The organism is Streptomyces sp. NPDC055140, from assembly GCF_053607285.1.
Genome location: NZ_JBSGTG010000004.1, coordinates 51,681 through 66,868 on the forward strand (window position 1 = coordinate 51,681; position 15,188 = coordinate 66,868).

The following is a 15,188-nucleotide window of genomic DNA, read 5'->3' on the forward strand; positions in this document are numbered from 1 at the left end:
ATCAGAAGGAGGGAAGGACGGAGCCGGCGTACTTGTCCTCGATGAACTTCTTCACCTCGGGCGACGTCAGCAGCTTCGCGAGCTTCTTCACGCGCGGGTCGTCCTCGTTGCCCTTCTTCACGGCGAGGACGTTGTTGTACGCGTTGTTCTTCGTGGACTCCAGGGCGAGGGAGTCCTTGGCGGGATTGAGGTGGGCACCGATGGCGTAGTTGCCGTTGATCACCGCGGCGTCGACGTCCTGCAGGGAGCGCGGGGTCTGGGCCGCCTCGACCTCCTTGAACTGGAGGTCCTTCGGGTTCTTCGCGATGTCCTGCGGGGTCGCGGTGGCCTCGGAGCCGCTCTTGAGCGTGATGAGCTTGTTGGCGGCGAGGAAGCGCAGGGCGCGGCTCTCGTTGTCGGCGTCGTTCGGGAGGGCGATGGTGCCGCCCTTCTTCAGGTCGCCGAGCGCCTTGGCCTTCTGGGAGTAGAGGCCGAGCGGCTCGAGGTGGACCGTGGCGACCGACTCCAGGTGCGTGGCGTTCTTCTTGTTGAAGTCTTCCAGGTACGGCTGGGTCTGGAAGTAGTTGGCGTCCACGGACCCGTCCTCCGTCGCCGTGTTCGGCGTGACGTAGTCGGTGAACTCCTTGACCTCGAGGTTGAGGCCGGCCTTCTTCGCCAGGTGGTCCTTCACGTACTCGAGGATCTCGGCGTGCGGGACGGGGGTCGCCGCGACGACGAGCGGGTCGGACGCCTTGGCCTTGGTGTCGCCCTTGTCGGAGCCGCAGGCGGTCAGGCCCAGGGTGAGGGCGCCGGTGGCGAGAACAGCAGCGGTGATCTTGGTGGTGTTACGCACGAAAAGTGCCTTTCTCCATGGGTGGTGCAACCCGCCGGGTGGGGCGGGGAGACAGTGATCAGCGGGTCAGCGGGTCTTGGCCGGGGTGGCGTCGGCGGTGACGGCACCGGGCAGCAGACCGGCGAAGGCGCGGAAGCGGAGCGGTTCGCCGCCCTTGCCGGTCCGGCGGTGCAGGACGCGGGCTCCGCTGTCGCCCGCGAACTGGATGATGGCGATGGTGACGGCGAGGATCGCCACGATGATCCACATCAGCTCGGCCTCGAAGCGCTGGTAGCCGTAGCGGATAGCGAGGTCGCCGAGGCCTCCCGCGCCTACCGTGCCGGCCATCGCGGAGTAGCCGATGATCGCGATGATCGTCGTGGTGGTGGCCGAGATCAGCGACGGCAGCGACTCGGGCACGAGGACCTTGCGGACCACGGTCCAGGTGTTGCCCCCCATCGACTGCACGGCCTCGATCAGACCGCCGTCGACCTCACGCACGGAGGTCTCGACGAGCCGCGCGAAGAACGGGATGGCACCGATCGCGAGCGGCACGATGGCGGCCTCGCGGCCGATGGTGGTGCCGACGATCCAGCGCGTGAAGCCCATCAGCGCGACCATCAGGATCAGGAAGGGCATCGAGCGGACGATGTTCACGATCTGCCCGATGACCTTGTTCACCACGGCGTTCTGCAGCAGGCCGCCGCGGTCCGTGAGGACCAGCAGGACACCGAGGGGCAGACCCACGACGACGGCGATCAGCGTGGCCCAGCCGACCATGTAGAGGGTGTCCCAACATGCCTGGGACAGCAGCGGCTGCATCTCCGACCAGGTCACTTGGTGACACCTTCCTTCAGCAGTACGGGCTCGTGACCCTGGATCTCGACCTGGAGGCCCTGCTCGCGCAGGAAGCCGATCGGCACGACGTTCTCGTCGAAGCGGCCGGGCAGCTCGATGCGCATGCGGCCGACCTGCTTGCCCGCGACGGTGTCCATCGCGGCGCCGAGGATCGAGATGTCGATGTTGTACGTGCGCGACAGCTGCGAGATGACCGGCTGGGTCGTCGACTCGCCGTGGAAGGTGACGTCGATGACCGTGCGGTCCGTGCCGCTCGCGTCGCCGCTGACCGGGAAGAGCGCGGCGGCGAGCTCGGAGCCCGGGGTCGCGAGCAGCTCACTGACCGTGCCGGACTCGACGATCTGTCCGCGCTCCATGAGGGCGGCGGAGTCGCAGACCGTCTTGACGACGTCCATCTCGTGCGTGATGAGCAGGACGGTCAGGCCGAGCTGCTGGTTGAGGTCGCGCAGGAGCTGGAGTATCGAGCGGGTGGTCTCGGGGTCGAGGGCGCTGGTGGCCTCGTCGGAGAGCAGCACCTTCGGGTCGCCGGCCAGGGCGCGGGCGATGCCGACGCGCTGCTTCTGGCCGCCGGAGAGCTGGGCCGGGTAGGCCTTGGCCTTGTCGGCGAGGCCTACCAGGTCGAGGAGCTCCAGCGCCTTGCGGGAGCGCTCCTTACCCGACTTGCCGAGGATTTCGAGCGGCAGCTCGATGTTGTCCTGGACCGTGCGCGAGGACAGCAGGTTGAAGTGCTGGAAGACCATGCCGATACGGCTGCGTGCCTCGCGCAGTTCCTTGCCGGCGCGGGAGCCGCGGCCGACGAGGGCGGTGAGGTCCTGTCCGGCGACCGTCACGGTGCCGGAGGTGGGACGCTCCAGGAGGTTGACGCAGCGGATGAGGGAGGACTTGCCGGCGCCGGACTGGCCGATGACGCCGTACACCTCGCCCTCGCGGACGTGCAGATCGACGCCGTCGAGGGCGGTGACCTCTCGACCGCGCGAGCGGTAGACCTTGGTGAGGCCCTGGGTGGTGATCACGTGGGATTCCGTCACTGTCGATTGCGCGGCGCGGGTGAGCGCCTGCGGCGGGCATTCATGGTCGGGATCGGCCTGGACGCAGCACGGTTCTCGCTGTGGCGGTGGAACCAGGGGGACTGTGCGCGGGGCGGCCCGGTCACGTACGGCATCGGCACGGACAGGGCACGGCGTTTCGCTTCGGGGCGCGAGAAACAGGCGGTGCGGGGGCCCTCAGAAGGCGCACATTCGACACATACAACGAGCACCGGGCGTCATCGTCGCCTCGGTCGCAAGGGTGCGGCTGCTCGTCGTGGTCATGCGAAAAGTAAAGCAGAAGTGCGCCCGGATCCCCGAACCGCTGTCCGAATAGCGGACAGCCCTGGACGGTGGCAGGCCCGGCCCGGACGCCGCCCGAGCGAGCCGTGCGGCCAGTGCGGGCAGGGGCAGGAGGTGGTTCACGCCGTCGCCCACGCCCGGCCCCGCACGCGGCGCGCTGTGGCCAACGCCACGGTGGCGGGGCCGCGCGCAGCGGGCCTTTTCGGCCGTAATAGGGTCTCGGCATGCTTGATGCCCTGACGGTCGCGACCGCTGTCGCCGCGCTCGCGCTCGCCGCCTGGTGCGGCTTCGCCGCCTACCGCGACCAGCCGACCAAGGACTGGCACTTCATCGGTATGGCGGTGGTGTCACTGCTCGCCACGGTCCAGCTGATCGTCGGCATCGTGCAGCTGGCGCGCGGCGAGAAGCCCGACCAGGGCACGACGATCTTCGTGGCCTATCTGATCGGCGCGTTCGCGTGCATCCCGGCGGCCGGCTTCATGTCGCTCGCCGAGCGCACCCGCTGGGGTTCGGTGACGGTGGCGGCCGGCGGCATCGTGCTGGCCGTCCTGCAAGTGCGGCTCTACGACATCTGGGGAGGCTGAGGTGTCCGTGACCTCACAGAGCGAGAGCGGCAGCAAGCCGCAGAGACTGACCAGCGGCCCCGGCACGCTGCTGGTGTGGCTGTACGGCGTGATGGTGGTCGGCGCGGTCTCGCGCTCGGCCGTCCAGATCTCGACGGAGTTCGACCACGCGCCGCTCGCCTACTCGCTGTCGGCGCTCGCGGGCATCGTGTACGGCTTCATCACGTACTCGCTCGTGCGCGGCGGGGAGAAGGCCCGCAGGGCGGCGCTGGTGTGCTGCGCCGCCGAGCTCGTGGGCGTACTGACCGTGGGGACCTGGACGCTGGCGGACCCGTCGGCGTTCCCGGACGCCACGGTCTGGTCGGACTACGGCATGGGCTATCTGTTCATTCCGGTACTGCTCCCGGTGACTGCCATGTTCTGGCTCAACAAGGCGCGCAGGGCTGCCGCCTAGGGCATGTCGGCAGGCCCTAGGCGACGAAGGCGCCCGCTTCCGCGTCCTTGGCGAGCGTCACCAGGGTGAGCCGCTCGTCGACGCGCTTCGTGGACACGGCCGCATAGCCGTGCTTCCGGTAGAGCCGCAGGTTGTGCTCGCTGCGATGGCCGGTGAACAGCTGGAAGCGCTTGGCCGCGCCGTCCGCGCCGAGCTTCGTCTCGACGGCGTCGAGCAGCCGCCCGCCCAGGCCGTGGCGCTGCATGCGCGGGTGCACGACGAGCTTGCCTATCCGGGCCGTGCCGTCCGCGTCCATGGCGCCCCGCACCGCGGCCACGACTTCCTCCCCGAGCCGGGCCACCAGGACCGTGCCGCCCGCGAGTTCGGCCCTGACCGAGTCGAGAGATTCCGTCAGCGGCTCGATGGAGTAGTCGCCGTAGAGCTCGGCCTCGCTCTGGTAGCACAGGTACTGAAGTTTGAGGATCTTCTCGGCGTCCTGCTCGGTCGCCGCAGAGATGATCACGCTCATGCCCATGTGTGCATGCCTCCCGCTCACCTGCTCCGCCGGTTGTCTATCGCTCCTTTCCCCAGGGTTCAGGAGCCGCAACCTCTGCTGCCAGCATTCTGCGCAGGCATCCCAGACATCTGGAACGTTCCGGACCGAGGCTGCCCTGTGAGATACCCAACTCGCCTGCGATCTCGCGGTAGGTGAGGTCCTGCGGCGACAGGAATGCGGCCACGACGCGGGGGCAGCGCCCGGGCAGTCTGCGCACGGCGGCGTGCAGCGCGCGGTGGCGGTCGCCGGCCAGCGCCCGCTGTTCCGGGCCGTGTTCGAAGTCGTCGGCCGGCTCGGTGACGTACGGGATCTCCCGCAGCGCGGCGTGCCGGGTGCGGCGGGCCTCGGATCTGACGGCGGCGGTGAGCCAGGCGGCGGGGTCGGCGGGCGGGCCGTCGGTGTCGATGCGCTCCAGCAGGCGCAGCCAGACGGCCTGTTCGAGGTCGCCGGGTTCGCCCGCGCCGGCGTGGGCCTCCGCCGAGACCTCGGCGGCGATGAGCGGGCGCAGGGTGTCGATGACCAGGTCGTACGTCATGCCGGGCGGGACGCGGCCGCCCGGGCGTGTGGTTGCCGGGGCGGCCGTGCGTCACCCCAACCGGGGCCGGGGTGCGCGGTGTTGACGGCGTGCTGACGGAGGTCAGGCCTTCAGGAAGTCCTCACGGGCGAGGAGCGCCGTGTCGCAGTTGTCCGAGAAGATGCCGTCGATGCCGGTGGCCAGGTAGGCCTTGAAGGCGCCGAACGCGTCGCCGTAGGCGTTCGGGTCGGTGCCCTTCTTGAAGTCGGCGGGCAGGAAGGTGTTCTCGTTGCGCATCGTGTACGGGTGCAGGATCAGGCCCGCGGCGTGCGCGTCCTTGACGAGCGTGGTGGGCGCGAGGAGCTTGCCGTCCTTGTCCTTGGGGATGACGAGGTCGAGCGTCGGGCCGATGCCCTCGGCGTACGAGGCGATCTCGTCGAGGCCCTTGGGGGTGATGAGGTCGGCGACGGTGCGCGGGTCACCGGCGTCGACGAAGTCCCAGGGGCGGGAGTTCGCGGTCGACAGGAGCACGACGAGCGGGTTGTCGACCAGCTTGTTCAGGCGCTGGATGCTGGTCGGCTCGAAGGACTGGAGGAAGACCGGCGAGTTCGTCCTGTTCACGCGGTACTTGCGCAGGAGCGTGGCGACACGCTCCTCCAGACCGAGGCCGAGCTTGCGGAAGTAGGTGGGGTGCTTGGTCTCGACGTGGATCCACACCTCCTTGCCGCGCTCGCGGCTCTGCCGCTCCCGCCACTTGAGGACCTCTTCGAAGGTGGGGATCTCCCAGCGGCCGTCGTAGAGGGTGTTGCGCTGGCGGTTGGCGGGGATGCGCTCCTTGGCGCGCAGGGTCTTCAGCTCGGCGAGCGTGAAGTCCTCGGTGAACCAGCCGGTCGTGGCGACCCCGTCGAGGCTCTTCGTGGTCTTGCGGCCGGCGAACTCGGGGTGCGCGGAGACGTCGGTCGTCCCGCCGATTTCCGGCTCGTGACGGCATACGAGGTGACCGTCCTTGGTGGGCACGAGGTCGCCCGCCTCGATGACGTGCGCGCCCATGTCCAGGGCCAGCTGGTACGAGCCGAAGGTGTGCTCCGGCCGGTAGCCGCTCGTACCCCGGTGCGCGATGACGGTGGGCGCGGGCAGGCTCTTGTAGCCACCACCACCGTGATGTCCGCCACTGCTCCGCTCGTCGGCGTTCGCCACGCCGGGCGCGCCCAGGACGGCTCCGCCCGCGCCGAGCACCGCCGCGCCCAGTACCGAACGGCGGCCGAGCTGCGACCCCCGGGACTCCTGTGACTTCCGCTTGCCCATTGAGCACTCCTCCCACATCGCTGCCTTGCACCTGTCAAAGCGCACCGATCGTAGGTGTGCGGGAGTGACCAGTGGGAGACCTTGGACCGAACGGAAGGGTGATGCGGAGTGACTCCTGCGCGCCGCGTGACGGCCAACGGAGCGTAAATATGGGTCAACACTGCGTATCGAGTGCGTGAACCCGATGTGCAACGGGCCGGGGGCCGCGAGTATCGTCCTCACCTGCAGACTTCAGCTCATCCAGCCACGGCTTAGGCCGCCACCCCTTGACACCGGAGGGCCCGTTGTCCCGTTTCGCGTTCATCAAGGCAGTGCTCTCACCGATCATGCGCCTGATGTTCCGCCCCCGGGTGGAGGGCGCCGAGAACATCCCGGGCACCGGTCCGGTCATTCTCGCGGGCAACCACCTGACCTTCATCGACTCGATCGTGCTGCCGATCGTGTGTGACCGTCAGGTCCTGTTCATCGGCAAGGACGAGTACGTCACCGGCAAGGGCCTCAAGGGCCGCGTCATGGCGTGGTTCTTCACCGGCGTCGGCATGATCCCGGTCGACCGGGACGGCGCGAACGGCGGTGTCGCGGCGCTCATGACGGGCCGCCGTGTCCTGGAGGAGGGCCAGGTCTTCGGCATCTACCCCGAGGGCACCCGCTCCCCCGACGGCCGGCTCTACCGCGGCCGCACCGGCATCGCCCGGCTGACCCTGATGACGGGTGCGCCCGTCGTCCCGTTCGCGATGATCGGCACGGACAAGCTCCAGCCGGGCGGCAGCGGCCTCCCGCGGCCCGGCCGCGTCACGGTCCGATTCAGCGAGCCGATGGAGTTCTCCCGCTACGACGGCATGGGCCGCGACCGCTACGTGCTGCGCGCCGTGACGGACTCGGTGATGGCGCAGGTCATGCGCCTGTCCGGCCAGGAGTACGTGGACATGTACGCCACCAAGGCGAAGGCCGCCTGAGCGGGTCGCACTTGAACATGACGAAGGGCCGCACCCGGTGGGTGCGGCCCTTCGTCATGCGTATGGACGCCTGGACGCCCGGTGAAGGTGCGTCATCCGTACGGCCGTGTCGTCATCCGTACGGCCGCGTCCGTCACGGGTGTTCGACGCCGTCCTCCAGCCTCTGGCCGCGCAGCAGGAACCACGCCGCCACCGCCGTCGCGAGGAGTACCGCCGCGCCGACCCCCGCGGCCGCCCGCAGCCCGTCGGCGAAGGCGTCCTGCGCCGCCGAGATCAGTTCGCTCGCGGTGTGCGCGGGCAGCGCCGAGACGGACTCGACCGCGCCGCCCAGGGATTCGTGGGCGGCCGACGCCACCTCGGGCGGGGTGCCGGCCGGGGCCGTGAAGTCCCGGTAGACGCCCGTGACGATGGAGCCGAGCAGGGCGATACCGAGGGCCGCGCCCAGTTCGTACGCCGTCTCGGAGACCGCCGAGGCCGAGCCCGCCTGCTCCTTCGGCACGCTGGAGAGGATCACGTCGGCCGTGACGGTGAACGAGAACCCTGCGCCCACGCCGACGATCAGGAGCACCGATCCGAGCAGCGGATAGCCGGTCGACTGACTGAGCCCGGTCAGCCCGGCCAGGGCGAGGCCCACCGCGGCGAGGCCGCCCGCGACGACGGAGCGCACGGAGAACCGGCGCGCGACCGTACCGGCGACCAGTCCGGCCGCCACCGCGCCGATGGCGGCGGGCAGTTCGGCGAGACCGGCCTCGAACGGGCCGCGTCCCTGGACCAGTTGCAGGAACTGGGAGAGGAAGAACACCAGACCCGACAGGCCGAGGATGGTGAGCAGGTCGGCGAGCACCGCGGCCGAGAATCCGCGGTGGCGGAACAGCCGCATGTCGAGGAGCGGTGCGGGCAGCGTGAGCTGGCGTCGGACGAACCACGTCAGAGCGGCCAGTCCGAGCACGCCGGACGCCGGCACCTGCCAGCCGAGGCCGTGCGACGCGGCCTCCTTGACCGCGTAGACGACGCCGATCATGCCGACGAGGGACAGGACGACGCTGATCAGGTCCCACGGGCCGCCCGCCGGATTCTTCGACTCGGGCAGCAGCTTGATGCCGACGACGACGAGGACCGCCATCACGGGCAGGTTGATCAGGAAGACCGAGCCCCACCAGAAGTGTTCGAGCAGGAAACCTCCGACGACGGGGCCCACGGCCGCGCCCGCCGAGGCCGCCGCACCCCAGATGCCGACGGCGAGGGAACGCTCGCGCGGGTCGGTGAAGATGTTGCGGATCAGGGCGAGGGTCGAGGGCATCAGCGTGGCACCCGCGACGCCGAGCAGGGCCCGGGCCAGGATCATCGTTTCGGGGCTCGTCGCGTACGCGTTGAGCACCGAGACCGCACCGAACGCGACCGCGCCGGTGAGCAGCAGCTTCTTACGGCCGATGCGGTCGCCGAGGCTGCCCATGGAGACCAGAAGTCCCGCGATCACGAACGAGTAGACGTCGCCGATCCACAGGAGCTGCGTACCGGTCGGCTCCAGGTCCTCGCTGATGTAGGGCGTCGCGAGACCGAGCACCGTCGCGTCGACCGCGACCAGGAGCACCGCGAGCACAAGGACGGAGAGCGCGAGCCATCGTCCTCGTCCGGGCCTCGACTCCACCTCCGCCGCGAATGTGCGCTGGTGTGTGCTGGTCATGGTTCCACTCTCCGTCTGGCGCCGCCGAGCAGAAGCTCGACGATCATGTGTTGGAAGTCCTTGGCGGCCACACGGCCGTCCTGTACGGCCCAGGCGCCCCCGCCGATCAGGCTGTAGAGCGCCTCCGTGAGCCACGCGGGTGTCAGGTCGATACGGAACTCGCCGCGCTCCTGGCCGCGCGTGAACAGCCCGGCGATACGGGCGTCGAGCCGGGCCCAGCCCTCGTTCTGCGACTCGCCCTCGAAGAGCTGGTTCTCCGTGACGAGGAAGGCGAGGAGTCCGGCGCACGGCTGGATCTCCGCCACGAGCCGGCGTACTGCGTCGTCGGCGCTGCCCTCGTCGAGCCGGGCGGCGTCGAGGGCCGCCTCGCACTCCTGGATCCCCAACTCCTCGAGGGCCCTGACGAGTGCGTCCCGGCCGGCGAAGTGCCGGTGCAGCGTGGCGCGGCTGAGACCGGCTGCCCTGGCCACCTCGTCCATCGTGGCCGTGGCCTTGCGGGTGAGCAGGGCGGCTGCGGTGCGCAGCACCTGGTCTCGGTCGACTGGCATGAGACGAGGGTAAACCATGTGAGACATGTTTGTCTCATTCAGGGCGTGGACGTCTCATGGGTGGCTTTATATACAGGGATGAATCGGGTGAGGGTGGGTGCGCCGGTTGGGTTCGCGGGCGCGGGTCAGGTCTGCCAGGCCTCGCGGCACAGGGCTGTGGACGCCTCGCCGAGATAACGGGCCGTGGCGAGCCAGGCACGGGCGAAGGCGTCGGCGTCCGCCGAAACGAGGCGGCCGAACCCGTCGCGGCCCCGCTCGGCCGCGGATCTGCGCATCGCGTCGAGGAGCTCGGCGGCGGTGGACAGGCCGGCGCGGCGCAGGAGCGCGGTGTCGGGTGCGGTGGTGTGCGGTGCCGTGGTGTGCGGTCGGGCGGGTGCTGCGTGCGTCAGGGCTCGGCGGCCCGCGACGACTACCTGTTCCGTGCGGCGGCGCAGGATGTGGAGGGGCGCGGAGGGGGTGGGGCGGAAGGAGCCGGGTGCGGGTTCCGGCAGGGGTGATGTGGGGGGTACGTCCTGGCGTTGGAGACGGTCCAGGCCGAGGTCGTGGCGGCCCGTGGGAAGACGGACGGCGAGGAGGGCGGCCCGGGGGTGCCCGGCGGGCACGAGGCGCGCGATCGCACGGACCCTGGTCCCGGGGGCCGTGGCGAGGAGGGCGAGGTTCTCGCGGTGGGCCAGTTCGGGGTGGTCGTCGGCGGCGGTCAGCCGCACGGTGAGCCCGTCGCACTCGGCCAGGAGACAGTCGCCGCCCGCCTCACGGGCCACGCCGGTGAGCGTGGCGTCGAGGAACAGCAGATTCTCTCCGGTGACTCCGGTGGCTCCGGTGGCTCCGTTGGCGAGGGCCCTCGCCGCCTGGTCAGCCAGGGGGACGGACCACAGGGCCGCGAGCGGTTCCTCGGTCCAGTCGGCTCCGGCGGCGGCCGCGGCCCGCACGCTCCGGCCCGCACCGAGCCGTCCGTCGGCGGAGACGGTCGCCCCGGAGACCACAAGCCCTGCGCGGGCGAGGTCGCGGTACGTGAGTGCGGTGTCGCCCATCCTGACGGCTCGATCCCCGGCGGTCCTGGCCCTCGCCGGTCCTCCGGGGGCCACGTCGGGGACGGTGTAGAGGCGGCCTGCGGCGTCGGCTGTCCAGGTGACCACGCCCGCGTGGCCGGTCGCGGTGAGGACGGGCTCGGTGAACAGTCCGTAGAGCCTCAGCGAGCCGCCCGGTGCATAGGCGCGGCGCGCCGTTCCCCGCAGGGCGGCGTGCGCGTCCGGGGTGCCGGGGCGGCGCAGCCCGTACGCGGTGGCGAGCAACTCCTCGAGGGCGTCGGCCAGTTCGGAGGTGCGGTGGTCGGGCTCGGCGGCGCGGGCTGCGCGCAGGCCGTTCACCGTACGGATCGCGGCGGCCGCGGGGCGGGGCAGGACCGCGAGACGGGCCGTGTGGGCGGCCCTGAGCAGGCCGGCCTGGAGCACGGCACCGGCGCCGTCGACACCGGCGTCGAGGACGAGAACGGCGGCCTGCCACAGGGCTTCGGCGGCGGCTTGGGGCGGGGTGGTGGGCGTAGAGGTGGTGGGCGTAGAGGTGCGGGCTTCGGTCGGCTCGGTGGTGCGTGCGGTTGAGTCCACCTCGTCCGGTGCGGGTGGGGATGGCTGATCGGGCGCGTCGGAGGGGGCGGGCGTGGGTGCGTCGTCCGCGATCGGTGCGAGGGTCGCCGCCGCGGCCCGGTGGACGCAGGCCGGGGCGAGCAGGCAGCCGCAGCGGATCGCGTCCTCGGCCGTGACCGTGCCGCCGGGAGCGTGCAGTTCGACGAAGATCTCGTCGTCGACCGCGATACGGCAGATACCGCCGTCGGTTGTCACCGGTCGCGCGGCGAGCTTCTCGACGGCCGCGTCAAGGCGCTTGCGCAGGCGCGGGGAGAGTGCGGCCACGACGACGGCGGTGACCTCGGGCGGTACCGGAGGAAGCTGCGGCGTCGGGCGAGAGCGCGGCTGAGAGTGCGTCGGCGTCAACGGATCTTCTCCCCTACCCAACGGGCGAGTTCGAGCGGGCTGAGTGCGGCGACCGGCATGCCCGCGGCGACGAGCTGTCCCGCGATGCCGGTGGAGTAGCGGGGGCGCCCGGCGTCGTCGAGGCTCGCGCAGCCCAGTACATGGCAGCCCGCGCCGACGAGTTCGCGTACCTCGGCGAGCATCCCGCCGACGGGGTAGCCCTCCTCGAAGTCGCTGACCACGACGACGAGGGTGCGCGAGGGCACGGTGACGAGCGTGCGCGCGTGGCGCAGCCCGGCGGCGATGTGGGTACCTCCGCCTACACGGGTCTCCAGGAGGAGGGCCAGCGGGTCGTGGACGTGTTCGGTCAGGTCGAGGACCGTCGTCGAGAACGCCAGGAAGTGCGTGGACAGCGCGGGCACGCCGGCCAGGACCGACGCGGTGAGCGCCGACCAGATGGTGGAGGCCTCCATCGAGCCGGACACGTCCGTGAGGATGATCAGCCGCCAGTCCGCCGAGCGCTGGGCCCTGCCGTGGAACACGGGGTGCTCAGGGATGACATGGATACGTCCGTCGTCGGTGCGCCGGGCCGTGGCGAGGTTGGCGCGCAGGGTGCGGGCGAGGTCGAGTCTGCCGCCGGGGCGCCGGGTCGGGCGGGCGGTCGCCGCGCCGGTGAGTGCGGGCCGCATGCGGGTGGCGAGGGTGCGGGTGAGCTCGTCGACGAGGCGCCGCACGAGGGGGCGCAAGGCGGCGAGCTTGGCCTCGGGCAGGCCGCCCGCGTGCTGGAGCACGGTGCGCAGGAGTTCCACCGAGGGGCGTACGGCTTCGGGGTCGAGCGCGGACACGACGTCCGTGCGACCCCGGGTGGCCGCGGCGGCGAGGACCTCCTCGCGGATGCCGGGGCCGAAGAGCGCCGTGAGTTCCTCGGCCCATTCGCGTACACCTGGGTAGGGCGTCTCTCGCCCGCCCCGGCCGCCCGCGCCGCCGGGCAGATCGCCGCGCGCGCCTTCGCCGCGGCCCTTCCCGTACAGCTCGTCCAATGCGGTCGCCAACGGGGCGATGCCCTGTGGGAGTTGATCCCCTCGTCGGCCGAGGACGAGGCGCCACCGCTCGGCGGGGGCGATCCGGGCGCCGCCGGTCGGTGGGACGGGAACGGGGGCGGGCGGGGATGCGAGGTGAGGCCGGTCGGACGTGTCCGGCGCCGTGGGCAGGAGGCCGAGCGCGGCCAGCGCCTCGCGGGCGGCGAGGTCCGCGGTGGTCCACGCGGCCAATGTCCGCGCGTCCGTGTCCGGAGGGAGGTCGGCATCGAGGGTGCCGTCGATGCGTTCCTCGATGACGGTGAGCAGCCGGTCGCGGGCGGCCGGGCTGAGCGTGTCGAATCCGCCGCGCAGGGCGGGGAGCCGTTCGAGGAAGGGGCTGTCGGGCAGTTCGGCGACGCGGTCGAGCAGCGGGGCGAGCGCCTCGGGAGCCGTCTCCAGGAGGGATCCGGCGGCGGTGAGCAGGCCGGTCAGCCGGGCGGTGAGCTCCGCGCGGGTGCCGGGGTCGGTGGCCGTGTCGACCCAGGACGCCGCGCGTGCGCCGAGGGCGGTGGCGGGGGTGTGCCCTAGCAGAACGCGCACTGCGGCTGCGGCGCCGCGCATGAGCGGCGTTCCACTGTCGGCCAGCCGCGCCAGCGAGTCGGCGAGCCGCATTCCCCCGAACACGTCGGCGCGCCTCGCGAGTTCGACCAGAGCGCGGGCGTCGTCCGGGTCCGCGGAGCCGGCAAGCCCGTCGAGACTGCGGACGGCGGCGACGGTCAGGAGGTCGGCGCAATCGGCGAGCGCTTGGAGCCAGAGGGTGGGGGCGGCGGTGGGGTCCGCGGCAGGTTCAGTGGCGGGATCCGTCATGGTCAGGCCCGCGATGTGGCCCGAGGTGAGGCGGTCGGTGAGGTCGAGGCCCGTGAGGAGTTCCGGGAGGGTGCCGATGGCGGGCAGCACCGTCGTGACCTCTGCCAGGGCTTCGCCCGCGAGTGCGGGCAGTGCGCATTCGGCTGCCTCGCCGAGCGTGGTCAGCGTCTGCGCCGCGGTCGGCCCACCCTCCGCGTGGGCGGCACGGCCGCGTGCGCGGAGCACGCCCTCCGCCACCTGCGCCGGGGTGACGCCCCGGGTGGTCGCCGTGGTGAGGACCGCCGCCGTGGCGGGCGTCCAGCGCACGGTCCAGCGCTTGGTGAGCGCGTCGGCCCCGCCCGCCCCGCCGACGGACGTCTCCTGCGCGTACGGGATGCCGCACAGCGCGAGGCGGCGCAGCAGCACCTCACGTTTGCGGTCCGGGTCGGAACGCAGGGGGTCGAGCCGAAGCTCCTTCTCCTGCCCGCCACTTGCCGGACCGGGCAGTCCGAGCGCGGCCAGCTCGGCCTCGACGGCCGGTGCGAGTCCGCCGCGGGGTGCGCCAGGGGCGGCGCGGCCCGTGCGCTCGCCGACGAGGACCCGCTCCAGGGCGCGGGCGACGGCGCGTCCGCGGCCCAGCGGCTCGCCCTGGGCCAGCACGGTCTGGACGGCCTCGACGAACTCGCTCCGGCCCGGCGCGGGCAGCCGGCGCAAGCTTGCGAGGTCGCCCGCCACACGGCGGATCTCGCGGGCGTCCGCCGGACCCGACGGGTGGCCCTCGGCGCGGAGTTCGCCGGTGACGCGGACGGCGCAGCGCAGGGCCGTCTCGCCGACCGCGGCCGGGTCGCCCGCCGATTCCAGGACCTGGTGCTGCCACTCGGGATCACGGATCCCGGCCGGATATCCGGAACGGGCGTCCAACAGCGCGTACGTGTAAGGGATCAGGGAGACGGCGCAGGTGGGCGCCGCCGACGATGCCGCTTGCGCAGCCGGCGGTTCGGCGCCGGGCCCGGTCGCCGGCGACTCTGCGGGCGTCCCGGCCGACACCCCCGCGAGCGGCTCGCCCTGCGCCTCGTCCCGTAGCGCCCCCGCGCTCAACGCCGGCGCGTGGAACGCTCCGATCACCGCCGCCACCCTGCGCCCGCCTCGTGCCGCCTCGCGCAGGCGCGCCCGCATCCACCGTTCCCTGGTGAGGTCGAGCGGGTCGACTCCCGGGCCGTCCTGTGCGTCGCGGCGCAGGGCCCAGCCGGTGAGGAGCGCTGCCCGGCGCAGGACCTGTGGGGTGGCGCCCGGGGCGGGGGCCTCCACGAGGCGGTCCCAGAGGTCGTCACCGTCGCGGCCGGTCAGCCGCCCACGCACCGCGTCGTGCAGGCTCAGCCTGCGTCCGGCGGGAGCGGATGCCTGTTCCGCGGGGCGAGTTACGCGCGGCTCCCGCCAGGCCCGTTCCGTCAGCGGCAGATCGCAGGCCACCACCGGGACGCCGTTCCGTGCGGCCCAGCGCAGCGCCGCGAGCTCCGGTGAGAAGTCCGCGAACGGGTAGAACGCCGGGCCCGACTCCGCCTCCCCGTCGAGCACCGCCGCGAGCGCGACCGGCGCCTCCGTCTCCTCGTGCGCCAGCCAGGGCAGCAACTCCTGTGTTTCGGCGGGGAGTTCGACCAGCAGGACGTCCGGGGCCGCCTCGTCGAGGAGCCTCGGGACGACGGCGGCCAGCGACGGCGCGTGGTGGCGTACGCCGATGAGGTAGGGCCCGCCGGGATCGGTGAGCGCGTCGATGGCCACGCCCGCGTCGGTGGTCATGGT

13 protein-coding genes are annotated in these 15,188 nt (G+C 71.9%); 3 read left to right on the top strand and 10 right to left on the bottom strand.

Annotation, left to right across the window (positions count from 1 at the left end):
* Position 1 precedes the first annotated feature (1 nt).
* From ACWFR4_RS10365 to ACWFR4_RS10375, 3 genes are all read right to left on the bottom strand, one after another.
* On the bottom strand, positions 2-832 hold the full coding sequence (locus tag ACWFR4_RS10365) for a MetQ/NlpA family ABC transporter substrate-binding protein (protein WP_453460389.1): 831 nt from the start codon (positions 830-832) through the stop codon (positions 2-4).
* 66 nt (positions 833-898) lie between these two features.
* A complete protein-coding gene (locus ACWFR4_RS10370; RefSeq protein WP_453460392.1) occupies positions 899-1,648 on the bottom strand; it encodes a methionine ABC transporter permease in 750 nt (249 codons plus the stop codon).
* Positions 1,645-2,682 carry a methionine ABC transporter ATP-binding protein gene (locus tag ACWFR4_RS10375; protein WP_453460395.1) on the bottom strand — a complete coding sequence of 346 codons (1,038 nt, stop codon included), beginning with the start codon at positions 2,680-2,682 and terminating at the stop codon, positions 1,645-1,647. Before ACWFR4_RS10375 ends, ACWFR4_RS10370 begins: the two co-directional genes overlap by 4 nt.
* 539 nt (positions 2,683-3,221) lie before the next feature.
* Here ACWFR4_RS10375 and ACWFR4_RS10380 point away from each other — a divergent pair.
* Positions 3,222-3,581: a hypothetical protein gene (locus tag ACWFR4_RS10380; protein WP_266668480.1), complete on the top strand. Its 360-nt coding sequence runs from the start codon at positions 3,222-3,224 to the stop codon at positions 3,579-3,581.
* A 7-nt stretch (positions 3,582-3,588) separates the two neighbouring features.
* Positions 3,589-4,014 (top strand): hypothetical protein, encoded by a 426-nt coding sequence (locus ACWFR4_RS10385; RefSeq protein ID WP_453651903.1) that lies wholly within the window; start codon positions 3,589-3,591, stop codon positions 4,012-4,014.
* 16 nt (positions 4,015-4,030) lie between these two features.
* Here ACWFR4_RS10385 and ACWFR4_RS10390 read toward each other — a convergent pair whose 3' ends face one another.
* From ACWFR4_RS10390 to ACWFR4_RS10400, 3 genes are all read right to left on the bottom strand, one after another.
* A complete protein-coding gene (locus tag ACWFR4_RS10390; RefSeq protein ID WP_453460401.1) occupies positions 4,031-4,528 on the bottom strand; it encodes a GNAT family N-acetyltransferase in 498 nt (165 codons plus the stop codon).
* Between the two features lie 37 nt (positions 4,529-4,565).
* Positions 4,566-5,084 (bottom strand): RNA polymerase sigma factor, encoded by a 519-nt coding sequence (locus ACWFR4_RS10395; protein ID WP_453651905.1) that lies wholly within the window; start codon positions 5,082-5,084, stop codon positions 4,566-4,568.
* A gap of 102 nt (positions 5,085-5,186) precedes the next feature.
* A complete protein-coding gene (locus ACWFR4_RS10400) occupies positions 5,187-6,368 on the bottom strand; it encodes a glycerophosphodiester phosphodiesterase (protein WP_453460406.1) in 1,182 nt (393 codons plus the stop codon).
* 284 nt (positions 6,369-6,652) lie between these two features.
* Here ACWFR4_RS10400 and ACWFR4_RS10405 point away from each other — a divergent pair, with 284 nt between their 5' ends.
* The gene (locus ACWFR4_RS10405) at positions 6,653-7,324 is read left to right on the top strand and encodes a lysophospholipid acyltransferase family protein (RefSeq protein WP_453651907.1); all 672 of its coding nucleotides are present in this window, start codon (positions 6,653-6,655) and stop codon (positions 7,322-7,324) included.
* Between the two features lie 133 nt (positions 7,325-7,457).
* On the opposite strand, the gene ACWFR4_RS10410 is transcribed toward ACWFR4_RS10405, so the two are convergent.
* From ACWFR4_RS10410 to ACWFR4_RS10425, 4 genes are all read right to left on the bottom strand, one after another.
* Entirely contained in the window at positions 7,458-9,008 is a 1,551-nt protein-coding gene (locus ACWFR4_RS10410) for an MFS transporter (RefSeq protein ID WP_453651909.1), read from the bottom strand.
* Positions 9,005-9,556, bottom strand: coding sequence for a TetR/AcrR family transcriptional regulator (locus ACWFR4_RS10415; RefSeq protein ID WP_453460414.1), 552 nt, complete (start codon positions 9,554-9,556; stop codon positions 9,005-9,007). The genes ACWFR4_RS10410 and ACWFR4_RS10415 overlap by 4 nt, the downstream gene beginning before the upstream one ends.
* Before the next feature lie 125 nt (positions 9,557-9,681).
* Entirely contained in the window at positions 9,682-11,463 is a 1,782-nt protein-coding gene (locus ACWFR4_RS10420) for a hypothetical protein (RefSeq protein ID WP_453651911.1), read from the bottom strand.
* Between the two features lie 77 nt (positions 11,464-11,540).
* The gene (locus ACWFR4_RS10425) at positions 11,541-15,185 is read right to left on the bottom strand and encodes a DUF5682 family protein (RefSeq protein WP_453460418.1); all 3,645 of its coding nucleotides are present in this window, start codon (positions 15,183-15,185) and stop codon (positions 11,541-11,543) included.
* Between the last annotated feature and the right edge of the window lie 3 nt (positions 15,186-15,188).